This window comes from Streptomyces sp. NPDC032721 (assembly GCF_055579625.1).
This window is the reverse complement of record NZ_JBVIMX010000009.1, coordinates 130,263-153,262: the sequence shown is the minus strand read 5'-3', so window position 1 is coordinate 153,262 and position 23,000 is coordinate 130,263. Positions and strand designations below refer to the sequence as shown.

Here is a 23,000-nt window from a genome sequence, read left to right as displayed (position 1 = left end):
GGAGGGGCTTCAGCCATGAGCTCGCTACTGAACGAGAGCGATCTCGCCCACGAGAATGCGGTGGTGTGGCTGGAAAGCCCCGACGACCTCGACTACGTACGCCAGGCCCTCGACAAGACCCCCCGCCGCCGCGGCAAGCCCCGCTACGCCCGCGACGGCCGCCTCGTCGGCTACACCGAGCTCGACGAGCACGCCGAGGCCGACCCCGACAGCGGCCTGCACAAGCGCCGCGTCTTCTTCCTGCTGCCGCACGACCGCGACACCGCCCCCACCGGCTACTACGCGGAGGGCGCCCCCGGCGAGGCCGTCGACCCGCGCACCATCGACCCGCAGAAGGTCGGCGAGAAGACCCCCCGCTCCCAGCTCGGCTCGGCCGCTGCCATAGCGATGCCCTGAACGGCCGAGCCCGGGGGCTTCCCCGGGGGAAACTGGGTGCGTGACCACAGCTCCGGCCCAGCAGCCGTTCCGCGACAGTGACTCCCGGCAGCCGCTGCCGCCGCCCCGCGACCGTGACCGCCCCGCGCTCGGGCGGGGGGTCGCCACGCTGATCCCGTCGGGCCCCGTACCGGTCCCTGACTCGGCGGCCGACCGGGCGCGGGCAGCGCTCGCGGGGGTGCGGACCGTTCCCGTGCACCTCGGAGTGCTTCAGGCCGCCGTCGTACTCCTGGAGGAGCGGGCCCTCGGCAGCGAGGACGAGACCGAGCGGGCCGCGGCGGGTGCGACGGTGGCGATGCTGCGGGAGGCGATGGAGGGGGCCGGGACGGCTGTTCAGTAGTTCAGGGCACCCCGGAGCACTGTGCGTACGGCGCGGGCCGTGAAGTCCGCTTCGAGCGGCAGCTGACGGAAGACGATCCGCATCCAGGCCGCGCCCGCCAGCAGATCCACGAGGAGAGCCGGGTCGGCGTCCTCGGGCAGTTCCCCCCGGGCCACCGCGCGGGTGAACACCGGCTGTTCGCGGGCGAGCCGGTCCGCGAAGAACTCCCTCGCGTGCGCGGCCAGTTCGGGCGCCTGGGTGGCCGCGCCGAGCGAGGCGACCGCGATGGCGGCGGCGGGCGGGGCGGTGAGCATGGTGACGATGCCGCCCAGGAGGGCTTCCAGGTCGCCCTGGAGGGTGCCCGTGTCGGGGACGGTCAGGGCGAGCGGGGTGCCGTGCAGGAGTGCCGCGCCGAGCAGGGCTCCCTTGGAGGGCCAATAGCGGTAGAGCGTCGTCTTGTTGACGCCGGAGCGCTCGGCGACGCCCTCGACGGTGAGGCCTTCGTACCCCTTCTCCTGGAGGAGGGCCAGGGTGGCGTCGAAGATCTCGCGGGACTTGCGGGGGGCGGAGATACGGCGGGGGTCGTCGCTCATGGGGCGCAAGGGTAGCAAGGGGAGTGGCCGAAAAGAAACGCAACGTTGCGTTGCATTTGGTGTTAGCGTGCGGGGCATGACACAGCACCAGGAGTCAGCCGCGCCCCTGCCCGTCGTCTTTCTGCACGGCACCCGGGTCAGTCGCACCATGTGGCAGCCCGTCATGGACATCGTCGGTGAGCACCGCCCGGTCGGTGCCCCCGATCTGCCCGGGCACGGGCGACGGCGAGGCGAGAGGTTCACCATGGACGGCGCCGTGGAGGCGGCGGCCGATGCCGTCGACCGGCTCGGCGGGCGGGCCCTGCTGGTCGGGCTCTCCCTCGGCGGGTACGTCGCGATGGCGGCTGCCGCCCGCCATCCCGGGCGGACCGCCGGAGTCGTGGCCCTCGGCTGTACGGCGAGCCCCCGTGGGGCGTTCGCCGCCGTCTACCGGGCGCCGGTCATGCTGGCCGCCCGGTACCCCGAGGTGGGCGACCGCATCAGCCTCCGGGGCTTCCGCCGGATGCTTCCTCCGCCCGCGGCGGCGGCGATGAGTGCGGGCGGTCTGTCCAGCGAGGTGTGGTCGGACGTGTGGGACGCCGTCGGCGCGCTGGACGCGCCCGCCGCGCTCGCCTCGTACCCCGGTCCGGTCTGGCTGGTGAACGGTGCCCGTGACCCCTTCCGCAGTGACGAGCGGGCGTTTCTCGCGGCCTGCCGGGACGGGCGCCTCGCGGTGTGGCCGGGGCACGGGCACCTCAGTCCGCTGGGGCAGCCCAGGAAGCTCGCGCGGACGGTGCTGGACGCGGCGGTCGTCGCGGAGCGTGAAGCTGAGCGCGAGCTGATGGCCTGACCGTCCGGCAGGCCCCGGCCGCACCCGGTCAGGCCATGCTCTGGGCGCCGTCCAGGGATTCGCGGATGATGTCGGCGTGGCCGGAGTGCTGGGCGGTCTCCGTGACGATGTGCATCAGTACCTGGCGTACCGACCACTGTGCGCCGGGCTCGAACCAGGGGGCCGGCGGCAGCGGCTGTGCGGCGTTCAGATCGGGCACGGTGGCGATGAGTTCGTCGGTCTCCCTGGCCGCCTCGGCGTAGTCGGCCAGCACTCCGGCGAGGGTCTCGCCGGGCAGCAGTTGGAACTCCTTCTGCTCCGCCCAGTCGGTCTCCTCCGTCTTCGCGGCGCCGTTGCGGATGAAGTCCGCCCAGCCCCGCTCGACGCCGGTGACGTGCTTGATCAGTCCGCCCAGGCACAGCGTGCTGGCGGTGGTCCGCTGTCCGGCCTGCTCGTCGGTGAGGTCGCGGGTGGTGAAGCGGAGGAAGTACCGGTGCTTGGTCAGCGTTTCGAGCCATTCGGCGCGCTCGCCGGTGAGGGCGGTGACGGCGGGGGCTGCGGCGACGGTGGTGACAGCGGGGGTTGCGGGCAGGTCGTTGGAGGTCATGGCTCCGCCTTCCGGTTCTTCGGTTGCTGTTTCCTGTTCCTGCGGACAAGAGACAAGCTAGGCCGCATCGAGGTCAGATCGTGTCCTACATAGCGGTTTTCCGGTGGGCCGTGCGTGATCATGACCGGATGGACAATCGATTCCTTGGTATCGCCGGTGTCGCCGAGCTGGCCGAAGTCCCTTCTGTGGCGGTCGTGGTGGATGTCCTGCGCGCGTTCACGGTGGCGGCCTGGGCCTTCGCCCAGGGGGCGGAACGGATAGTTCTCGCCGAGTCGCTGGACGAGGCCCTGGCACTGAAGGGCCGCCACCCGGACTGGGTGGCGATCAAGGACGGTCCCGTCGCGCCCGGGTTCGACACCGTCAACTCGCCGGGGATGCTGCGCTCCATCGACCTCGGCGGGCGGACCGTCGTGCAGAAGACCACGGCGGGCACGGTCGGTGCCCTCGCGGTCAAGGACGCGAAGCTGGTGCTGTGCGCCAGTTTCGTGGTGGCGGAGGCGACGGCCCGGGTGCTGAGGTCGCGGGCGGGCGACAGCGTCACGTACGTGGTCACCGGCGAGGACGGGCGGGCCGACGAGGACCTGGCGTGCTGCGAGTACATCGCCCTCAGGGCCGGGGCCGCCGGGGACGGAGCGGATGCCACGGAAGCCGCAGAGTCCGCCCCGTACCTCCGCCGGGCCGCCGGGTCACGGGCCGCCTTCGAGCTGACGGAGGGGGTACGGCAGGGAGTTCACCCCGACGACGTCGAACTCTGCCTCGAACTCGACCGGTTCCCCTTCGCCATGGTGGCGGGGCTGGAGGACTCGCTCATGGTCCTCCGTGCGGTCCCGGCCCCGGTATCGCGACCCGTGTCGTGAGTTCATGAGTTCACGAGCTCATGAACTCGTGAGGACGACGAGTTGCTGGGTCGCCCGGGTCATCGCCACGTAGCGGTCCACCGCTCCCTCGATGCCCGTACCGAAGTCCTCCGGGTCGACCAGTACGACCAGGTCGAACTCCAGGCCCTTCGACAGCGACGGGGTCAGCGAGCGCACCCGCGACGTCTCCGCGAACGTGGGGTCGCCGATGACGCAGGCGACGCCGTCGGAGTGGTCGGCGAGCCAGCTGTCGAGGATCGACTCCAGGTCCGAGACCGGGCCGTGGAGGACCGGGATGCCGCTGCTGCGGATGGAGGTGGGGACGTTGGCGTCCGGGAGCGCCGCCCGGATGACCGGCTCCGCCTCCGTCATGACCTCTTCCGGCGTCCGGTAGTTGACGCTCAGCGCGGCCATCTTGATCCGGTCCAGGCCGACCCGCTCCAGCCGCTCCTCCCACGACTCCGTGAACCCGTGCCTGGCCTGGGCGCGGTCGCCGACGATGGTGAAGCTCCGGGACGGGCAGCGCAGCAGCAGCATCTGCCACTGGGCGTCCGTCAGTTCCTGGGCCTCGTCCACCACGATGTGCGCGAACGGACCCGCGAGCAGGTCCGGGTCGGCGGTCGGTACGGCGCTCTCGTCGACCAGGCTGCTGCGCAGGTCACCGCCGCGCAGCATCGTCACCGCGCCCTCGCCGTCGTCGTCGGCCTCAAGGATGTTGTCGATGACGTCGGCCATCCGGGCCCGCTCGGCGGCCAGCGCGGCGGCCTGCCGACGCTGACGTACGGCAGCCTCCGGGTCGCCCAGGCGCTGCCGTGCCGCGTCGAGGAGCGGCAGGTCGGACACCGTCCAGGCCTGTGGGGCGTCCTTGCGCTGGAGCGTGCGCACCTCGTCCTTGCTGAGCCAGGGCGCGCACATCCGCAGGTACGCGGGGACCGTCCACAGGTCGCTGACCAGGTCCGCCGCTTCGAGCAGCGGCCACGCCTGGTTGAGGGTCGTGACCAGTTCGCGGTCCGCCCGCAGCGCGCGCCGGAACAGCTCCGGCGGGACCTCGTCCTCGTCCGCGCCGTGCTTGTCGTAGAGGATCGTGGCGAGCTCCTCCCAGATCTGCTCGCGCGCCTCGTTGTGCGGGGTGCCCGGGTCCGCCGCGCGGAACGCCTCCGCCCAGTCGGCGGCGGTCAGCCGTACCTCGTCCCAGGGGGTCGATACGGTCAGGGCCTCGGTGGGCGGCTCCTCGTAGAACGCGACGGCCTTCTCGATCGCCCTGACCATGTCCGCCGTCGACTTCAGCCGCTCCACCTCGGGGTCCGTCTCCGGGAGGGCGGTGGCTCCCTCGGTGACGAGGTCCTGGAGCACGCACGTCTGCACGCCCTCCTCGCCGAGGCTCGGCAGCACGTCGGAGACGTAATTCAGGTACGGGCGGTGCGGGCCGACGAACAGCACGCCGCCGCGCCGGTGGCCCAGGCGCGGGTCCGCGTACAGGAGGTGCGCGCTGCGGTGGAGCGCGACGACCGTCTTTCCCGTACCCGGGCCGCCGTCGACGACCAGGGCGCCGCGCGAGCTCGCGCGGATGATGGCGTCCTGGTCGGACTGGATGGTGCCGAGCACGTCGCGCATCCGCGACGAGCGGTTGCTGCCGAGGCTGGCGATGAACGCGGACTGGTCGTCGAGGGCGGCGTGCCCCTCGAAGCCGTCCTCGGTGAACACCTCGTCCCAGTAGTCGCCGATACGGCCGCGGGTCCAGCGGTAGCGGCGGCGGCTCGCCAGACCCATCGGGTTGGCGTGGGTGGCCGCGAAGAACGGCTCGGCGGCGGGGGAGCGCCAGTCGACGAGGAGGCGGCGGCCCTCGTCGTCGGTGAGGCCGAGGCGGCCGATGTAGAGGGGCTCCGGGTCGTCCTCGGCGACGATGCGGCCCAGGCACAGGTCCATGCCGAAGCGGCTCAGGCCGCGCAGCCGGGCGGTCAGGCGGTGGATCTCGTTGTCCCGGTCCATCGCCTCCCGGCCGGCCCCGCCGGGGGCCCTGCGCAGGGTGGCGAGGCGGTCGGTCAGCTCGGCGATCGACCGGTCGAGGCTTTCCGCGAGGGCGGCGAAGTGCTTCTCGTCGGCGCCGATCAGGGCGGGGTCGGCCTTGGGGGACAGGTGGTCGGGCAGGTCGAACGCCCCGGTGGTCAGTGGGTTCGAGTTCGTGGTCATGTCAGCGGTTCCCGCTCGCACCTGTGGAAGCTCCTCGTCGCATCAGTGCAGGCCACAGCGGCCTAGGCGAGGATTGTGCGGCAGGACCGGGGCCTTGTGGCAAGCCCCCCCTTGGGCTATAACTTAAGAGTGGCAAGGGAGTGAAAGCTCTTCTTGCCCTTCTTTTTTGTGGGGCGCGGTCATGGGGGCGCCTTCACGGGGCGCCTGTCACGGGGGCGCCGTCACGCTGTGTGCAGCAGCTGGATCAGGTTGCCACAGGTGTCGTCCAGTACGGCGGTGGTGACCGCACCCATCTCCAGCGGCTCCTGGGTGAAGCGCACCCCGAGCGCCTGCAGCCGCTCGTACTCGGCGGGTACGTCGTCCACGGCGAAGGCCGCGAGCGGAATGCCTTCCTTGGCCAGGCCGTCACGGTACGCCCACACCACGGGGTGCCCGGCGGGCTCCAGCAGCAGTTCGGTCCCGTCGGGAGCCTCGGGCGAGACGACGGTCAGCCACCGGTGCTCGCCCAGTGGGACGTCCTGCTTCTTCTCGAAGCCGAGCACGTCGGTGTAGAAGCGCAGGGCCTTCTCCTGGTCGTCGACGAAGACGCTGGTGCGGTGGATCTTCATGGGTGCTCTCCGGGGTTTGCCTTGGACAGGGATTTCCGTGTGTGCGTTCTCATTCCTCCTCTTTCCTCGGCACGTTTTCCACCAGAGCGTAGTTCTCCGTTCAACAGCCCTTGCCGTGCTGAACCGTTCCATGATGGAAGGGATCGCGCGAAGGAGGAGCAAGTGGACAGCACCGCACGCTCGACCGGGCAGCCGCTGAGGCCCGTCGGGGTTCCGCCGAACGATTCCGACGTATCCGCCTGCGTTTCCGCAGACGTATCGCACGGCGTATCGCAAGCCGTATCGCACGACGTGTCGCACGACAACGATGCCAAAACTGATTTCGCCGACCTCCGGGCCACCGAATTCGGGTACCTCGACGAGGGCGGTCACTACTACCTGGACCACACCGGCGCCGGTCTGCCGCCCCGCTCGCTGGTCCGGGCCTCCGCCGCGCGCATCACCGCGGGCTGCTACGGCAACCCCCACTCCGAGAACCCCACCTCCCGGGCATCCGGCGTGCTCATCGCCGAGGCCAGGGCGGCCGTGCTGCGCCACTTCAGGGCCGACCCCGCCGAATACGCCGTGATCTTCACGCCGAACGCCACCGGGGCCCTGCGGCTGATCGGCGAGGCGTACCCGTTCGGTGCGCGCAGCCGGCTGGTGATGTCGCTCGACAACCACAACTCGGTCAACGGGCTGCGCGAGTACGCCCGAGCCAAGGGCGCGCGGGTGACGTACGTACCGCTGGCCGGTCCTGAGCTGAGGATCGACACCCGGCGGCTGAGGGCCGCGCTGCCCGCCACGCGGCACGGGCTGTTCGCGTACCCGGCGCAGAGCAACTTCACCGGGGTCCAGCACCCGCTGGAGTGGATCGGGCGGATCAGGGAGCGCGGGTACGACGTCCTGCTCGACGCCGCCGCCTTCGCGCCGACCAATCCGCTGGACCTCAGCCGGGTGCATCCCGACTTCACGGTGGTCAGCTGGTACAAGGTCTTCGGCCACCCGACCGGGGTGGGCAGCCTCGTCGCCCGCCGCGAGGCCCTCGCGCGGCTGCGGAGGCCGTGGTTCTCCGGCGGGACCGTACACGCGGTCAGCGCGGGGGCGCAGTGGCACGTGCTGAGCGACGGTGAGGCCGCGTTCGAGGACGGCACCGTCAACTTCCTCGCCCTGCCCGACGTGACGGCGGGCCTCGCCTGGATCGACTCCCTCGGCCTCGGCCGCATCCACCGCCACGTCACCGTGCTCACCACCCAACTACTCGGCGCGCTCGGTGAGTTGAGGCACAGCGACGGGTCGCCGCTGATCCGGGTGTACGGTCCAGGGCCCGACCGCAGCGGAGCGCCGCGCGGGGCGACGGTCGCGCTGAACGTCCTCGACGCGGCGGGCCGGGTCGTCGACGAACGCCTGGTCGCCGCCGAGAGCGCCCGGCACGGCATATCCCTTCGCACTGGTTGCTTCTGCAACCCGGGTGCCGGGGAGGCGGCCCTGCGGCTGCCGCCGCGCCGGCTGCGGCTGGCCGCCCGGGCCCGGCTGGCTTCGCTGGAGGACTATCTGGTGGTGCTGGGGCTGCCGTCGGCCGGGGCGATAAGGCTCTCGATGGGCATCGCCACGCAGCCGCGTGACATCGATGCCTTCCTGGCGTTCGTGATCGGTGCCTACCGGGACCGGACCGTCGACACGGAGGGACTGGCGCCGCGCGAGGGCTGTTGACGGCCGGTGATGGCCGGTGACGGGCCGGCTGCTTTCCGGTCCCGGCTATTTCCCGGCGCGCCCGCGTGCCATTCCCTGACGGCACTTGCGCGCCAGCACCCACCACGTCAGTGCCAGGAACACCACCGTGAAACCGGCGAGGGCCAGCCAGCCCCGGCTCGCCGGGTGCGCGAACGTATCGCCGTACGACTGGAGCAGCGGCGGGCCCAGCGGGGAGCCGCCGCTGCTCCACAGGGACTCAAGGCCGATGCCGCTGCCCAGCGCTTCGAACGCCCAGCGGTTGGTCATCGCCCAGCTCAGCGCCTCCCCGGCCACCGTCATGCGCGGCACCGGCACAAACGCGCCCGAGAACAGCACCTGCGGGAAGCACAGCAGCGGCAGCATCAGCGTGGCCTGGCTCGGGTCCGTCACCGCCGCCGAGGCCAGCAGCCCCAGGGCCAGTGCGGCGGCCGAGGCCAGGACGCTCGTCACGAAGAGCGAGAGGTACGTTCCCCAACTCGCCGACGGCAGCCGGTCGAGCGCCCGCAGCACGGCGAGCAGCGCTGCGTCCGCGACCGCGAGCACCGGCAGGACGGTGGTCAGTTTGGAGGCCACGTACGGCCCGATCCGCAGCCCCGCCAGCCACTCGCGGCGCAGCACGGGCAGCTCGGTGCAGATCTGGAGCAGCCCGTACGTCAGCCCGAAGAAGAAGGCGCCGAACGCGATCCAGAACATGATCATCGCGGTGGAGCCGGGCTCGGACGTTGCGGGAGTGAACGCTCCGGCCCGGAAGAGGACGGCGAACATCGCGATGATCATCAGTGGCGATCCGGCCAGGACCGCGACCGAGAGCTTGTTGTGCAGGAGGAGTGCGGTGCCGCGACGGGTGAGGAGTGCCCATTGGTGCACGGCGCTCGGGCGGGGCGGCTGCGTAGCTTGTGGTGAGGGTTGTTGTGCGGGCTGTCGTACGGGGGCGGGGTCGGGCGCGGGGGCGGTGCTCGTCGCGCGGGCGCCGCGTGCCACCGCTCCGTACACCTCCTCGGGGGTGGCGACCCCGAACGCCGGGCACAGGCCCTCGGGGGCGCCCGCGTAGGCGATCTCGCCGTCCGGCGAGAGGAACACCACCCGGTCGGCGCGTGCGAGGTCGGCCAGGGCGTGGGTGGTGAGGACGACCGTCGTGCCGGAGGCAGTCAACTCCCGCAGAGTGGTGAGGAGTTCGGCGCCGGTGACGGGGTCGAGGCCGGAGGTCGGCTCGTCCAGGAAGAGCACCCGGGGGTGGGTGAGGAGTTCGGCGGCGATGCCCGCGCGCTTGCGTTCGCCGCCGCTCAGGGCGCGTACCGGGGTGTCCGCCCGGTGGGCGAGGCCGAGCTCGCCCATCACCCGGCGTACCGCCCCGGCCAGTTCGTCCGCCGGGGTGCCGGGGCGCATGCGCAGGCCGGCCGTATAGGTGAGGGTGCGGGCGAGCGGCAGCTCCTGGTGGACGATGTCCTCCTGCGGCACGAACCCGAACTCGGGACCCGGCGGCCCGGGCGCCAGGCCCTCGTGCAACACCGTTCCCTCGGAGGGCGGTTGGAGTCCGGCGAGGGTCTGCAGCAGCACCGTCTTGCCCGCGCCGCTGCTCCCCGCGATCATCGTGACCTGGCCGGGCGGCAGGGCCAGCGAGATGTCGCGCAGGACGCGTCCGGCGCCGGGTACGTCCTGGGAGATCCGGACGGCGTCGATCCGCAGGCCCTCTGAGGTGGTGGTCACTGGCGACTCCTTCTCGCGGGGATCCCGGGCTCCAGGAACTCCCTCGGGTGTGGCGGCTTTGTTCTACCATGCCCGGAATCTCCGAACTCTTGGTGGAAGTCGCCCAGTTATGGGGTTCGGGTCGGGTGATCGCTCGTTTGAAGGGGGTCTGACGAAGAGAGGTCTGAGGAAGAGAGGTCTGATGAAGAGAGTCTGAGCGAGCGGGGCTTGGCCGGTCGGTCAGGTCGATACCGTGTCTCCCGTGGCACACGTCCCGGCGGCCGAACGCCGACCCCAGCTGATCAGAGCGGCCATCGACCTCATGTCCAGGGAGGGCGTCGCGGCAGGCAGCACCCGTGCCATCGCAGCGGAGCTCGGGGTGGCCCAGGCGACCGTCCATTACGCGTTCGGGGCCAAGGAGGATCTGTACCGTGCGGTGCTCAAGCACCTCGCGGACGAGCGGATCGCACTGATCGAGCGGTCCGCGCCGAAGGGCGGGACCTTTGCCGAGACGATCGCCGAGCTGGCAGCCGCACTGTGGCGGACCGCACGCGACGAGCCGGCGAAGTACTGGCTGTTGAACGAACTGACCATGTCCGTGCTGCGTACGACGCCCCGCCCGGGCGACGTGGGCGGGGGCCACTGTCGCGACGTACTTGAGGTGACTGACGTGACGGTGCGGGTCCTGGCACGGGCCGGCGAACGGGCCGGCGAGCGGACCGGCCGTCCGCTCGCCCAGCCGGCTCAGGCGCTCGCACGGTTCTTCCTGGCCGGGTTCGACGGGCTCGTCCTGCGGCGGCTGGCGCTGCGGGACGACGTGGCGGAACTCGCCTGCCTAGGGGCGCTGGTCTCCTCGACGGTGGCGCTGGCCGAGGGCCGCCTGGAGCTGCCGGGCCTGCCGGAACTGCCGGGCCTGCCGGAACTGCCGGAACCGCTGGAGCCGGGGGAGCTTACCGTCGCGCCGCAGGCCCGAACAGCTGACTCCGTACGACCGTAAGACCTGACCGGAAGGCAAGTACCCATGCGCACCCTGTACGTCGTCACCCACCCCGAGGCGACGCATCACGTCGAGGGCGTCGTCGGCGGATGGCACGACTCGCACCTGACGCCCGCCGGTGTCCGCGCGGCGACCGCCATCGCCGGTGCGCTGCGGGAGCAGATTCCCGACGACGCCGAGGTGGAGCTCTTCTCCTCGGACCTGGAGCGCACCCGGCGGACGGCGCAGGAGGTGGGCCAACTGTTCGGCGTGGAACCGGTACTGGACGCCGGGCTGCGCGAGAAGTCCTACGGTGAGGCGGGGGGACGGCCGCAGGAGTGGCTGGACCGGCGATTCGTTCCGCCGCCTGCCGTAGGGGAGCGGATGGACCACGACGAGGGCGTGGCGGGGGCCGAGACGAAGGGGGAGTGGATGCGGCGCGTCTACGCATCCATGGACGACATCCTGCGGCGCCCGTGCGGACACCAGATCGTCGTGACGCACGGCGGGTCGCTGACGTTCGTCGTGGCCGCGTGGATCAAGATGCCCATCGAGTCGGCGGGCTATGTCAACTTCCGTGCGCCCTCGGGCAGCATCACGACGCTGCACGAGGACGACTTCTTCCACAACCGGGCGGTCGTACGGCTGGGGGACACCCGGCACCTCGGTTGAGGTACCGAGGTGCGGCTAGTAGTTCCCGTTGGCGAGGATCTCGCCCTTCGCGTCGTACACGGTGACGAGGCCGTTGGCCGAGGTCTTCCACTCGGCGAACGCGGACGCGAGGAGCTTACCGTTTCCGCTGTTGGGGCCGAGGAGCCCGCCGGTGTAGTCGGTGTGGATCTCCGCGATGTCCATGATGTCGTTCCGCTTGTCGGCGCCCTGGACCTTGGTCACGTGCTTGGCCGCGGCCTTCTCCGCCGCGGTGCCTGACTTGGCGATGGATGCCTTGAACTGGTCGGCCTGAGTGGGCTCCGGCTTTTCGGCGGGGGGTTCGTCGTCCGAGTCGTCGGCCGCGGCTTCGGGTGCCGGTGCTGTTTTCTCTTGGGGAGCGGGCTGCTCGGGCTGCTGGGCTTGCTCAGCCTGCTCAGCTTGCTCGGGCTGCGAGTTGGCGGCCGGTGCCTTCTTCGGTGTGGTGTCGATGCGGGACGCGGCGAACGCGCTGACGAGCACGATCAGAGCGACGGCGCCGCCTGCGAGGGACAGCAGGATGATCAGCGCTGTCTTGCGGGTGTTCCTGGGCGGTGGGGGCGGCTGATAGCCGTAGGGAGGCTGTGGTGAGTACTGCTGGCTCATGCGGCGGTCCCTGGGTGAGAGCGGTGGTGGTGGGGCGATCCTCGCGCTCTCGTGAACATGGTGTGAGGGATGTGACGCTCTTGTGACATGGCCGGGTGAGCGGGACCCGGTTCGACTCAGGCACGGAGCTCCGGCAGAGCGAGGCCGATGGGTAGCCTCCCCGGGTGACGACTGCTTCCCCGACACGGCTCGTGGTGCTGCGCGGCAACAGTGCCTCCGGCAAGAGCTCGGTCGCCGCCGGGCTGCGTGAGCGGTACGGGCGGGGCATCGCCCTGGTGGGGCAGGACAACCTGCGCCGGGTGGTGCTCCGCGAACGTGACATTCCCGGTGGCGCGAACATCGGCCTGATCGACCTCACCGTCCGGCACGCCCTGGAACACGGCTTCCACACGGTCCTCGAAGGGATCCTGTACGCCGACCGCTACGGCGAGATGCTCGCCGGACTGCTCGCCGACTACCGCGCCCGCAGCCACTGGTACTACCTGGACGTGCCGTTCGAGGAGACCGTGACCCGGCACGCCACCAAGCCGATCGCCGACGAGGTCGCCGTGGACGTGCTGCGCGAGTGGTACCGGCCGCGCGACCTCCTCCCCGGGGGCATCGAGACGGTGATCCCCGCCGCAAGTTCCCTGCGCGAGACGGTCGACCGGGTGATGTACGAAGCGGGGCTCGCGGGCGGGGTGGCGGAGGACTGACGCGAGGGGTGCGGTTTACCGCAGGGGAAGTGTGCGGTGGACCGCATTCCGGGGAGGGGCGGCGGTCCCTAGCCTTTTTGACATGAGATCACTTCGGGGCGGGACACGGAGCAGGAACGGCAAGCACGGCTCAGATGGCGCATACGGCGCGGATGGCAGGGCGGTGAAAGGCCGCGGGGCGCGGCCTAGCTTGCGGCCACGGGCGGTGGCGATAGGGGTGTCGGCCGTACTCGCGGCATTCGTCGGGCTACCGGCGGAATCCGCCGCGGCAGCGGGAGTTGACGGCACGTACGTACGGGGCGAGCTGATTTCGGTGACGCCGCTCGGGGAGCGGGACAGCGCGGACATCGTCGAGGAAGCGCGGAAGGCCGGGTATCCGGCCGACACCGTCCGGTATGCCGTCGCCGCGTACCGCATCAGCTACCGCACCGTCACCCCGGACGGCAGACCGACCACTGCGTCCGGGCTGCTCGCCCTCCCGCGCGGCGGCGGTGCGCACCGGCTGCCCGCCGTCGTCCACGGTCACGGGACCCTGGCCTACCGGGGCTACGCGGCCTCGGTCGCGGAAGGCCCGGACCGTACGGTCTCACGGCTCTACGCCTCGGCCGGCCGTGCCACCGTCGCCCCCGACTACCTGGGCCTCGGCACGGGACCTGGCACCCACCCCTACATGGACAACCGCTCTGCGGCCACCGCCTCCCTCGACATGCTCCGCGCCGCACACACGGCAGCACCGAAGCTGGGCCGGTCGCTCGACGGGCGGGTGTACGCCACGGGCTTCTCGCAGGGCGGGCAAGTGGCCATGGCGCTGGCCCGCGCACTGGACTCCGGACAGGACCGCCGCTTCCAACTGCGCGGAGTGGCAGCGGTCGGCGGCGCGTACGACGTCGAGGGCAGCCAGTTGCCCGGGCTCTTCGACGGACGGGTCGGCCCCGGGGCGGCCGTCTTCTACACCGCTTACTACCTCACCGCGCAGAACCGCCTGCACCACTTCTACGCCGACCCGAGCGAGGTCTTCCGGGCCCCGTACGACGGCTATGTGGAGGAGCTCTTCGACAGCAACCACCCCGCCGACCAGATCGCCGGAAAGCTGCCCGCGACCTTGCGGGAACTGCTCACCGACCAGTGGTACGAGAAGCTCCAGCACCTGGACGGGCCCCTGCTGAGGGCGATGCGCGCCAATGACTTCACCTGCGAGTGGAAGCCGGATGTCCCCGTCACCCTCTACAGCGCGACGGGCGACCGTGACGTACCCATCGCCAACAGCGATACCTGCGCGCGGCAGTTGGCGGCGCACGGGGGGAGGGCCCGGGTCGTCGACCAGGGCGAGGTCAGTCACTATGCGGCGTTCCAGCGCTCGCTGCCGGAGATAACGCGTTCGTTCCCGACCACCTGACGTGCCCGGTGGGCCCGATGTCCCTGACGTATCTGACGTACCTGACGGATTGGAGGAGGTTCCGTGGAACTGCATCGCCGATGTGCGGACGAAGACGAGCGCGGGCGCCAACTCCCGCACGGGCAAAGGGGGCCCGCCACCTCCCCTCGGGCATTGTCAGTGCGGCGTGCGACGATCCGGCACATGATCGCTTCACTCGACGCCCTGCTGCCCACGGTCAACCTGCACCGCTCGACCACCTACGCCGACTGGGCCGCCGCCCATGACCCGGACGCGGCGCAGGTCGTGGGCGACCACACCGAGGCGATGCGGTCGGAGCTGGGGCGGTCCTGGGACAAGCCCGGCAGGTTCGTCGACGCGATGGCGGCGCGGGCACGGCGGCTGCCGCCGGCACACCTGCCGTGGTTCTGGGACACCGTCGGCCACCGGCTGATCGGCAACGGCGGGAGGTCCGTCGGCCGGGCAGGCGGGCGGGCCTACGCGGCGGCACGTGCGGCGGAGGCGGAGCACGGACTGCCGGTGGACGCCGCGTACCGCCGGGCCAACGCCCTGCTGTTCGCCGGGGGCGGGGCGATGCCGGCCAAGGAGCTCGCGGCCCACCAGCGGTTCCTGGCGGATGCACTGGAGCCCGCGGCCGCGCACACGGCACTTGAGGAGTTCCTCACCGCGTGGGCGGGTTCCCCGGCGGACCTCCCGGCGGACCTGGTGCGCCGGGTCCGTGCCTCCGCCAAGGCGGCCGGGTACGGGGACGAGGAAGTCGCCCGGGTGGTGGGCGCGCTCCTCTCGGTCACCCGGGAGAAGTCGGTGCCCGACGCCCTGCTGACCGCTGCGGGCACGGTGCTGGCGGCCCACCCGCCGACCGACGAGGTCGCGGCGGGACTCCTTGAGATGTTCCCGGACGGGGCCACCGACGGCGGCGCCTGGCTGCGGATGCTCATCGGCAGCGGGGCGGCCGGGGCGATGGAGGCCGGGCGGGCGGTGCCGGAGGGCGGCGTACCGCACTGGGTCGGCCACTTCGTCCGGATGTACCAGTACGCGGCGCAGTCCGGCGGCGGGGTCTCCCGGCAGCCGCTGCCTGCGGAACTCCTCGATCTGATCGGCCGGTTGGGGCCCCGGCTGCGGGCGGCCGGCACTCCGGTGTCCGTGCACACCACCCGCTTCCACTACCAGGGCTTCGACGCGGACGTGCTGGACGCCTGCCTCGCCGCCGGGGCCCAGGTCGTCGACCCGGGAGCGGAGGTCCGGATGCGGTTCTGGGGCGAGAAGTCGCGGCGGGACCTGGCCGCACTCGCGGCCGACCCGGTGTTCGGCCCGCGCCTGGAGGGGACCGTGCACGCGGGACTGCTGCCGAACTGGGGGAGGCCGCGCAGGCGGCCCGGGTCCGCCGTGACCCTGCTGCCCGGCAACGAGGGCATCGCCCAGGGCGTCGCAGGGCGGGTCGGCAAGCTGATCGACGCCGTCGCGGGCAGCGGCATGGCCGGGGCCGAGGAGGCGGTGACCGAGCTGGAGATCGTACTGGACCGGCCCACGGTGTCGGCGCTCGACGGCATCGCCGACGCCCTCGGTACGGCGGATCCGGCAGGAGCGCTGCGGCGTTCGCTGACCGCCGGTCTGCCGGAGGAACTGGCCTGGCCCGCGCTGGAGTCGGCGTACGCACAGTTCGCGGCCGGAGCGGCCGAGGGCGGCGAACCGGGCGCGGCGGAGGACGACACCATGGGGAAGGTGCTGCCCGGCGTGGTCGGGGTGACCTCCACCTGGCCCGTGCTCACGGTCTTCGGGCGCGACCGGGCGATCGCCGTCGCCCCGGACGGGGAGCGGGGCTCGTGCCGGTTCACGCTGCCGGACGGGGTGACCCTGTTCGCCGTCCACTACGTCGGCGGCTCCTTCCTGGTGAGCTGGTCCCTCGAACAGCGGCCCTACTGGTGCGACACCGCCATCTGGGCGGACCGACCCGACGAGCCGTTCACCCCGACGGAGACGGGCGGGCTCGTGCCGTACGGCGGCAGCCTGGACGGGGCGTACGGCTTCCAGTTCGAGACCGCCGACGGAGGCGGGCGGCACGGCGGCAACAGGGTGCTGCGGCCCGGTGGCACCGAAGGCATCGACCGCGACGAGCTCCAGCTCGGCGACGGCACCCGGATCTGGACCAACGCCGTCTTCGGCAGGCGCCCCTGGACCCAGGTCGACCCGGTCACCGGGGAGCCGCGCGGCATGACACCGCTGCCGGACTTCCCCGGCCGCCCCGCCAACCCCGACCCGGCCGCGGACCCCTCCGAGGCCGACCTGACCCTGGACTCCGAGGCCCTCCACCTCGCGCCGCTGCCCGCCGGGTTGACGTACGCCCCGCTCGGCAGCAAGGACGGCCTGGTCGGCACCCGGATCCTGTTCCGCACCCGGCTCCGCTACAACGCCCCCGACCACTACCTGCTGGAGAGCGTGGACGGCCGCACCTCCCGGTTCGACATCGACCGGCAGGGACAGGGCCCCTGGGGCCTGTGGGCCGCACCCGGGGGCGCGGTGGAGGACGTGGTCCTGGCCGAGTCCCAGACCCGCAACGGAGTGCGCGCGTACTCGTCCGACGGCGCCCTCCTGTGGGAACAGGACGGATACCACTCGCCCCGCAACTCGCGCGGAACCCCGAACCGGTCGGCCACCGTCTCGGGCGGAGTCGCCCTGCCGCCCGCCTTCTGGTACCTGCTGCAGGCCCGCGACACCGCCGGGTCCAGGGCACTGCGCGCTGCGACCGACCGCACGGCCGAGGTACTCCTCGCGGCGGCCCTCGACGGTACGGAGGACCTGCGCGCGGCAGTTGCCCGGGAGCTGCCGGAGGTCACCGACGCCGTACTTGCCGAGGCCGTGGTGGCGGTGGCGGCACGGGCCGCCCGGGTGGAGGAGCGGCGGCGCGGACTGCACCGGCGGGTCATGCTGCTCGCCGAGGCACCGCCGGTGCTGCCGCGCCGTTCCGTACCGGACACCGACCTGGTGCCCGCGCTGCACGGCCTCCTGCCGGCACCCACCCACGACGTGCGGCGTCAGACCCCCGGCCTCGTGGCACTGCCCGCCACGCTGAGCGCGCTCTCCGCCGACGGCGCCTGCCTGGCCGGAACCATTGGTGAGGAGGTGCGCCGGCTCTCGCCGCCCGCCCCGGCGCACGACTGGTCGCCCCTGCTCGGCACCATTGACGCCGTCGCCTGGCGGGCCGCCGTGGCACCGACCCCCGAGGAGTCACGGGCCGCGCTGCTGGCGCTGCTGGACAACTGGGCCGACCAGCCGTTCGCCCGCGCGGGCAGCTGCTGGTGGGTGGGCCGCACGGACGACGCGAAGGCGCTGGACGCGCTGCGGGCCGGGGGAACGGCGGTGGCTTCGGCAGAGGTACGGGCCGGGGGAGCTCAGCAGTGGTTCGTGACATCCGCGCCCGCACCCGCACCCTCACCCGCGACCGCGCCATCGCCCGAGCCCGTACCTGGGTCCGAATCCGGGTCTGGTTCCGCCGGGGTTCCGGGGTGCGGGCCGCTTGCCGGGGCGCGGTTCGTCCGGGTGGAGCGGGACGATGCGGCGCGGCTCCGTGAGCTGGTGGCGGCGGTCGAGGAGCAGGGGCCCGTTCAGGTCCCCGAGTCGGCGGTGGCGCGTTTCGCGGAACTCACCGGTGTGCGAAGGGCCGTGGCACGCCTCGTCATGTCGGGCCTGGTCGGCAGGCCGGTGCAGAAGGAGGACCGTGCGCTGGTGACCAAGGCACCGTACCGGGCGACCCCGCTGACGGCCGACGAGTACGACCGGCTGCGTACCCGCCTCGGTGCCGATGGACGGCGAGCGGTGCTGGCCGCCGCGCTGCCCGACGACCCGGCCGAACTGTGGCGGCCGGGCGGTGTCGAGGCAGCTGCGGGGCGGATGGCCGAAGCGTGGCGGGAGCGCATGGGAGCCGTGCCGCCCGTGGACGACGAGGCGGCCGACGCGCTCGAAGCCGACCTCGGCCTCCCCGAGACCTGGGCACGGCGGCTCGCGGGCGGATACGGAGCGGTCGCCGACGAGACGGTGCCCGCGGTCGGCTGGGAGCTGGCGGCCGGCGCGTGGGGGAGCGGAGTGGAGGTGCGGGCCGTGCCCCCGGCCGGTACCGAACTGTCCTACGGCACCCCGGTGGGGCTCCCGTACCGGCTGATCGCGAGCGCACTGGCCTGGGCCTGGACGGACCGCCCCGTCGGCGATCCGGCGGTGGCCGGGGCGTACGACCTGCACGAGCGGCTGCGGGCCGAACTCGCCCGCCCGGAGCTGCTGATGCGACTGCCGCACGGCAAGTTCGAGCACGAGGACGCACCGGAGAGGATCGCCGAGCGGTTCGGGCCCGTGCGACTGCCGGTGGCGATGGACCTGCGCAAGAAGGAGGGCCCGTTCCTGGTCACTCCGTACGACTCGGGACCCCTGGTCGTGTGCGCTCCCGACGGTGCCGCCTTCCTCCGCCCCGCCCTGGCCGCCGATCCCGGCACGCTGGACCGCCTCCGGGAGGAGCCGGGCCTCGGCGACGTGCTGGACCGGGCGGCGGTGTTGCTGGCCGGCGGCGGCCTGGACCGGATGATGCGGAGGTCGCGCTCCGGTGCGGTGCCGGACGGAGCGTACGAGGCGGATCCGGCCCGGTCCTGCCCGGAGCTCGTCGCCCGTGCGGCCGAACACCTCGGCACCGGCCACGACGCGGCCGCCCTGTACCTCCAGCTGGCCACCCTGGCGGCCCCCACGGACCGCAACGTCCGCCGCTGGAACGGCTGGACGGCCAAGCGGCACACGGCGGCCCGTCAGGAACTCCTCGCCACCGGAAAGGTGCTGGAGGCCAAGCGGGCCCGAGCGGGGCGGACCCTGTTCCTGCCCGGTGAATGGACCGAACTCCAGGCGCCCCACCTGCCGTTGGAGACTGTGAAACTGGCCACGCACGCGGTGCTGCCGCTGTGGCGGAACGAGATCGCCGCCCCGTTCCTCAGGGTGCTGCCGACGGCACCGCTGCACGAGATGTTCGAGGCGGCCTGGGAACGAGGGGGGTGTTCATGAAGGTGGAACTGCGGGAAGTACGGGACTCCGATCTGCCCGTCCTCTTCGCTCAGGCCAAGGACCCCGATGCGGTGCGGATGGCGGCCTTCACGGCCAGGGACCCGTCCGACAGTGCTGCCTTCCATGCCCACTGGGCGCGGCTCCGGCAGGACCCGACGGTCCGCGTACGTACCGTCGTCGGCGCCGAAGGGGAGGTCATCGGGCAGGTGGGCGTCTTCGGGCCGGCCGGGGAGCGCGAGGTCACGTACTGGATCGGACGGGAGTACTGGGGGCGAGGGGCGGCGACCGCGGCCCTGCGGGCGTTGATCGGCGGCGAGGCCGAACGCCCGTTGCACGCCCGGGCGGTGGCGGACAACCTCGGTTCCGTACGGGTGCTGGAGAAGTGCGGGTTCCAGGTGACCGGGCGGGAGCGGGACTATGCCGCCGGGCGCGGGGAGGAGGTCGACGAACTGGTCTTCACCCTGGCGGACTGATCCGGGCGGCGCTGATCCCGGCCGGAGCGGGCTACCACCAGTAGGCGGGGTAGTTGTGGGTCACGCGGTGCACGCGTCCGATGAGTGCTCCCGCGGCCACGACCACCAGCGTGGACAGGGTCAGGAGGCCGAGGAACAGCAGGGGCTCCGGGTCGGTGAGCACCACGATCACCGCGGTGGCGGTCGCGGGGGAGTGCGGGGTGCGCGCCCACGCCATCGCGCCGATGGTGAGACCGCCCGCGACCGCCGCCGTCCACAGCGAACCGCCGCCCACCGCCACCGCGGCGAGTCCGATCGCCGCCGAGATCAGCTGGCCGCCGATGACACTCCGGGGCTGGGCCAGCGGGAGGCCGGGGGCCGCGAAGACGAGGGCTGCGCTGGCGGCCAGCGAGGGTATGAGCAGCGGCTCGTGCAGGAACACGCCGAGGACGACGAGCACCAGCATGACGGCGACACCGCAGGCCGTCATGGCGGCCACGGCGGACATCGGCGCACGGGCGGGCGCCTTCCCGGCGAGCGCGGTGGTGCAGCGCTGCCAACGGGTGGGCCGGGCGGGGGAGACCGTGGGAATGGCGGAGTCCGTGGAACGGGCGGGCGCGTGCACCTCGGGGGTGGAGCTCGGCGGGGCGGAGGTGTCGGGCACGAAGGTTCCTTCCACGGCAGCGTGCTGGTGGGGCAGGTGAGGCTGGTGGTGCATGAGTGATCGCGAGTGGGCCAACGGCCCAATATATAGAGGGGCGTTGGCGAGTTGATCTAGGGGCTGAGCTGTTCAGTCCCGTACTGACCGCGTGTCCGGAGCCGGAGCAGCAGCGGCCTGAACCTCAGTCGTGGCCGCAGCCGCCGTCGCGCGGGCCAGGTGGGCGTCTTCCTCGCTGCTGGCCCGCAGCTGTACATGCTGCGTGGCGGCGGCCGTGCGGCGCTTGGGCAGGCCCAGGGCGAACAGCAGGCCCACCGCGACGGCGGCCGTGGCGATGAGGAAGGAGGTGCGGAAGCCCTCCATCGTCGGGATCGCGATACCGCCCACGTGCTGCGCCGAGTTGGCCAGGACCATGCCGATGACCGCTGAGGAAACGGAGGTGCCGATCGAGCGCATCAGGGAGTTGAGGCCGTTGGCCGCGCCCGTTTCGGAGGGGTCGACCGCGCCGTTGATGAGTGCCGGCAGGGAGGAGTACGCGAGACCGATGCCCGCGCCCACGACGACCGAGATGACCACCGTCTGCCAGGCGGCGCTCATCAGGCCGAGCCCGGCGCCGTAACCGACCGCGATGATCAGCATGCCGAGGATCAGCGTCATCTTCGGGCCGTAGCGCGCCGAGAGACGGGCGTAGAGGGGCGCGGTGAACATCATCGTCAGACCCAGCGGTGCGACGCACAGACCCGCGACGACCATCGACTGTCCGAGGCCGTAGCCGGTGGCGGAAGGCAGTTGGAGGAGCTGGGGGAGGACCAGCGAGATCGCGTAGAAGGCGACGCCGACCATGATCGAGGCGAGGTTGGTGAGCAGCACCTCGCGCCGGGCGGTGGTGCGCAGGTCGACCAGCGGGGCCTTGATGCGCAGCTCCATCACGCCCCAGCCGAGCAGTACGACGACCGCCGCACCGAACAGACCCAGCGTGGTGCCGCTGGCCCAGCCCCAGTCGCTGCCCTTGGTCACCGGGAGCAGCAGCAGGACCAGACCGAGCGTCAGGCCGAGGGCGCCCGCGACGTCGAAGCTGCCCCGGGCGCGCAGCGGGGACTCCGGTACGACCAGAACGGTGAGGACCATCGCGAGGACGCCCAGACCGGCCGCGCCGAAGAACAGCACGTGCCAGTCGGCGTGTTGGGCGACGAGCGCGGCGAGCGGCAGCGCGAGCCCGCCGCCCACGCCTATGGAGGAGGACATCAGCGCCATCGCCGAACCCAGCTTCTCGGCGGGCAGCATGTCGCGCATCAGGCCGATGCCGAGCGGGATGGCGCCCATCGCGAAGCCCTGCAGCACACGGCCCGCGATCATCACCAGCAGCTGGTCGGTGAACCCGCAGATCAGCGAGCCCACCACCATGATCGCGAGGCTGGTCAGCAACATCCTGCGCTTGCCCATGAGATCGCCGAGCCGGCCCATGATCGGGGTGGCCACGGCCCCGGCGAGCAGGGTCGCGGTCATCACCCAGGTGGCGTTCGACGGGCTGGTGCTCAGCAGTTGGGGCAGGTCCTTGATGACAGGGACGAGCAGGGTCTGCATGACAGCGACGACGATGCCGGTGAAGGCAAGGACGGGGACGACGCCGCCCGTTCGGCGACTGGTGCTGGTCGTCGGCAGGGACATTGCGGAGGGCCTCCGGAGGGCGGTCTCGGGCGAACTGGGAACAGCGGCTGGGGCGGATGGGCGCGACACGTTGCGTGTAGGCCGAACCTGTTTCCCCAGGCGACTATTCCGAGGATCGCCGTACCAAGGGAATCCTTGACCCTTTCGTTGCCCGCGTATTCTCGCGGGGCGCGGCCGGAGGCACGGCCGGGGACCGGACGGGCCGAGGAGGTTCAGGTGGCAGGGGCTGGAGCGACTGGAGCGGCTGGATCAGCCGGAGCGGCCGGCTCAGCTGAACCAGGTGCGGGCGGGGCCAGGCAGTCGCTCAGTGCCCAGGCGCGCGAGTCGGTGCGCCGGCGCATCATCGACCGCCGCTACCCGTTGGGCTCGCGGCTGGTGGAGCGCGAGGTCGCCGAGGAGCTGCGGATGTCCCGCGTGCCGGTGCGCGAGGCGCTGCGCGCCCTGGTCTCCGAGGGGCTCCTCGAACTACTGCCCAACAGCGGGGTGCGGGTGCGCCGCCTGGAGCGGGCCGATGTGCGCTTCCTGTACGAGGTCTGGGAGCCGCTCGCCGTGCAGGCCTCGCGGCTGGCGGCCCGCCGGGTGGCTTCCGTCTCGGACGAACCGCAGGGTGTGGAGGAGCTGCGCGGGCTGCTCGCGCGCGCCGAGCAGGCCGCCGCCGTCGGGCAGGGACAGCGCGAGGTGGCCGCGCACACCGCCTTCCACGAGGAGGTCGTGGCGCTGGCCGGGAACCCGTTGCTGGTCCGCACCATGGAACAGCTGAGCTGGCAGCTCCAGCTGCTCTTCGGTATGCGCGAGGAGCCCGCGCACATGCGCGCCCAGCACGCCGAGATGCTGCGCCACATTGCGGCGGGCGACGAGGAGGCGGCGGCGGCCGTCACGTTCCTGCACGTGAGGGACAGTCGTGCGGTGGCGTTGCACTCGCTCTTCGGCGATGATTTGTATACCAAGAAGTAGCCGGGAGCGTCGGGGGGTCATCGATACCCCCGGAATGGCGCGAAGATGCTGTGAAGCA

The 23,000-nt window shown here is 72.1% G+C and carries 20 protein-coding genes; 12 read left to right on the top strand and 8 right to left on the bottom strand.

What is annotated here, in order from left to right; translation table 11 throughout:
* Nucleotides 1-15: 15 nt before the first annotated feature.
* Nucleotides 16-396 carry a DUF6009 family protein gene (locus ACZ5PB_RS20215; protein ID WP_468692917.1) on the top strand — a complete coding sequence of 127 codons (381 nt, stop codon included), beginning with the start codon at nt 16-18 and terminating at the stop codon, nt 394-396.
* Between the two features lie 40 nt (nt 397-436).
* The gene (locus ACZ5PB_RS20210) at nt 437-775 is read left to right on the top strand and encodes a hypothetical protein (RefSeq protein ID WP_468692915.1); all 339 of its coding nucleotides are present in this window, start codon (nt 437-439) and stop codon (nt 773-775) included.
* Here ACZ5PB_RS20210 and ACZ5PB_RS20205 read toward each other — a convergent pair.
* Nucleotides 769-1,347 carry a TetR/AcrR family transcriptional regulator gene (locus tag ACZ5PB_RS20205; protein WP_468692913.1) on the bottom strand — a complete coding sequence of 193 codons (579 nt, stop codon included), beginning with the start codon at nt 1,345-1,347 and terminating at the stop codon, nt 769-771. The genes ACZ5PB_RS20210 and ACZ5PB_RS20205 overlap by 7 nt on opposite strands.
* 76 nt (nt 1,348-1,423) lie before the next feature.
* Between ACZ5PB_RS20205 and ACZ5PB_RS20200 the strand changes: the two genes are divergently transcribed.
* The gene (locus ACZ5PB_RS20200; RefSeq protein WP_468692911.1) at nt 1,424-2,176 is read left to right on the top strand and encodes an alpha/beta fold hydrolase; all 753 of its coding nucleotides are present in this window, start codon (nt 1,424-1,426) and stop codon (nt 2,174-2,176) included.
* Nucleotides 2,177-2,204: 28 nt separating this feature from the next.
* Here ACZ5PB_RS20200 and ACZ5PB_RS20195 read toward each other — a convergent pair whose 3' ends face one another.
* Nucleotides 2,205-2,762, bottom strand: a complete 558-nt coding sequence (locus tag ACZ5PB_RS20195) for a DinB family protein (protein ID WP_468692910.1) — start codon at nt 2,760-2,762, stop codon at nt 2,205-2,207.
* A gap of 128 nt (nt 2,763-2,890) precedes the next feature.
* On the opposite strand from ACZ5PB_RS20195, the gene ACZ5PB_RS20190 reads away from it, so the two are divergent.
* Nucleotides 2,891-3,619: a 2-phosphosulfolactate phosphatase gene (locus ACZ5PB_RS20190; RefSeq protein ID WP_468692909.1), complete on the top strand. Its 729-nt coding sequence runs from the start codon at nt 2,891-2,893 to the stop codon at nt 3,617-3,619.
* A gap of 18 nt (nt 3,620-3,637) precedes the next feature.
* Here the strand turns inward: ACZ5PB_RS20190 and helR are convergent, their stop codons facing one another.
* Entirely contained in the window at nt 3,638-5,809 is a 2,172-nt protein-coding gene (gene helR, locus ACZ5PB_RS20185; RefSeq protein WP_468692907.1) for an RNA polymerase recycling motor ATPase HelR, read from the bottom strand.
* A 221-nt stretch (nt 5,810-6,030) separates the two neighbouring features.
* Nucleotides 6,031-6,417 carry a VOC family protein gene (locus tag ACZ5PB_RS20180; protein WP_468692905.1) on the bottom strand — a complete coding sequence of 129 codons (387 nt, stop codon included), beginning with the start codon at nt 6,415-6,417 and terminating at the stop codon, nt 6,031-6,033.
* 162 nt (nt 6,418-6,579) lie between these two features.
* Between ACZ5PB_RS20180 and ACZ5PB_RS20175 the strand changes: the two genes are divergently transcribed.
* Nucleotides 6,580-8,109: an aminotransferase class V-fold PLP-dependent enzyme gene (locus ACZ5PB_RS20175; protein WP_468692904.1), complete on the top strand. Its 1,530-nt coding sequence runs from the start codon at nt 6,580-6,582 to the stop codon at nt 8,107-8,109.
* 45 nt (nt 8,110-8,154) lie between these two features.
* Here ACZ5PB_RS20175 and ACZ5PB_RS20170 read toward each other — a convergent pair whose 3' ends face one another.
* Entirely contained in the window at nt 8,155-9,837 is a 1,683-nt protein-coding gene (locus tag ACZ5PB_RS20170) for an ATP-binding cassette domain-containing protein (protein WP_468692902.1), read from the bottom strand.
* Between the two features lie 241 nt (nt 9,838-10,078).
* Between ACZ5PB_RS20170 and ACZ5PB_RS20165 the strand changes: the two genes are divergently transcribed.
* Nucleotides 10,079-10,813 carry a TetR/AcrR family transcriptional regulator gene (locus ACZ5PB_RS20165; protein WP_468692901.1) on the top strand — a complete coding sequence of 245 codons (735 nt, stop codon included), beginning with the start codon at nt 10,079-10,081 and terminating at the stop codon, nt 10,811-10,813.
* Nucleotides 10,814-10,837: 24 nt separating this feature from the next.
* Nucleotides 10,838-11,464: a histidine phosphatase family protein gene (locus tag ACZ5PB_RS20160; RefSeq protein WP_468692899.1), complete on the top strand. Its 627-nt coding sequence runs from the start codon at nt 10,838-10,840 to the stop codon at nt 11,462-11,464.
* Between the two features lie 15 nt (nt 11,465-11,479).
* Here the strand turns inward: ACZ5PB_RS20160 and ACZ5PB_RS20155 are convergent, their stop codons facing one another.
* Nucleotides 11,480-12,085, bottom strand: a complete 606-nt coding sequence (locus tag ACZ5PB_RS20155; RefSeq protein ID WP_468692898.1) for a hypothetical protein — start codon at nt 12,083-12,085, stop codon at nt 11,480-11,482.
* Nucleotides 12,086-12,249: 164 nt separating this feature from the next.
* On the opposite strand from ACZ5PB_RS20155, the gene ACZ5PB_RS20150 reads away from it, so the two are divergent.
* From ACZ5PB_RS20150 to ACZ5PB_RS20135, 4 genes are all read left to right on the top strand, one after another.
* Entirely contained in the window at nt 12,250-12,780 is a 531-nt protein-coding gene (locus ACZ5PB_RS20150) for a P-loop NTPase family protein (protein ID WP_468692896.1), read from the top strand.
* A 217-nt stretch (nt 12,781-12,997) separates the two neighbouring features.
* Nucleotides 12,998-14,176: an alpha/beta hydrolase family protein gene (locus ACZ5PB_RS20145; protein WP_468692894.1), complete on the top strand. Its 1,179-nt coding sequence runs from the start codon at nt 12,998-13,000 to the stop codon at nt 14,174-14,176.
* Nucleotides 14,177-14,359: 183 nt separating this feature from the next.
* Nucleotides 14,360-19,210, top strand: a complete 4,851-nt coding sequence (locus ACZ5PB_RS20140) for a hypothetical protein (protein WP_468692893.1) — start codon at nt 14,360-14,362, stop codon at nt 19,208-19,210.
* A complete protein-coding gene (locus tag ACZ5PB_RS20135) occupies nt 19,207-19,683 on the top strand; it encodes a GNAT family N-acetyltransferase (protein ID WP_468692891.1) in 477 nt (158 codons plus the stop codon). Before ACZ5PB_RS20140 ends, ACZ5PB_RS20135 begins: the two co-directional genes overlap by 4 nt.
* Nucleotides 19,684-19,714: 31 nt before the next feature.
* Here ACZ5PB_RS20135 and ACZ5PB_RS20130 read toward each other — a convergent pair whose 3' ends face one another.
* Together ACZ5PB_RS20130 and ACZ5PB_RS20125 are read right to left on the bottom strand one after the other, a co-directional pair.
* Entirely contained in the window at nt 19,715-20,326 is a 612-nt protein-coding gene (locus ACZ5PB_RS20130; protein WP_468692889.1) for an HPP family protein, read from the bottom strand.
* Nucleotides 20,327-20,452: 126 nt separating this feature from the next.
* Complete coding sequence (locus ACZ5PB_RS20125; protein ID WP_468692888.1) at nt 20,453-21,988, bottom strand: MFS transporter; 1,536 nt, start codon at nt 21,986-21,988, stop codon at nt 20,453-20,455.
* A gap of 216 nt (nt 21,989-22,204) precedes the next feature.
* Between ACZ5PB_RS20125 and ACZ5PB_RS20120 the strand changes: the two genes are divergently transcribed.
* Nucleotides 22,205-22,942, top strand: coding sequence for a GntR family transcriptional regulator (locus ACZ5PB_RS20120; protein WP_468692887.1), 738 nt, complete (start codon nt 22,205-22,207; stop codon nt 22,940-22,942).
* Nucleotides 22,943-23,000: the final 58 nt, after the last annotated feature.